Source organism: Tritonibacter sp. SIMBA_163, assembly GCF_046535935.1.
Classification (GTDB): domain Bacteria; phylum Pseudomonadota; class Alphaproteobacteria; order Rhodobacterales; family Rhodobacteraceae; genus Epibacterium; species Epibacterium scottomollicae.
In genome coordinates this window covers 1-233 of sequence record NZ_JAWJBP010001426.1, presented here as the reverse complement: position 1 = coordinate 233, position 233 = coordinate 1, and the positions used below count along the sequence as shown (strand labels likewise).

1 protein-coding gene is annotated in these 233 nt (G+C 77.3%); it reads right to left on the bottom strand.

All coding sequences use genetic code 11. The annotated features are described in order from the left end of the window. Positions 1–22: 22 nt before the first annotated feature. Positions 23–233: hypothetical protein (locus tag R0J92_RS27005; protein ID WP_411053948.1), on the bottom strand; the 211-nt coding region annotated here is incomplete at its 5' end.

Sequence of the window (233 nt, the reverse complement as noted above, 5' to 3'; positions counted from 1 at the left end):
CCCTGGAGGCGGCCCCGCGGGTTCAACCATCGATCGGCCCCGGCCGGCCCGGCCCCCCGTCCTGCTCGCCACCGTCCTCGCCGAAGGACACGCGCGGCAGGACAAGGGGGCCGGCGTCGCACGCGGGGCATCGTCCATTCGAGGAGTTCGACGCCATGGCCGACGCCATCACGATCGCGGCCGCGGCGCGCGACCGGGCCGGCAAGGGGGCAGCCCGGGCAGCACGACGCGAG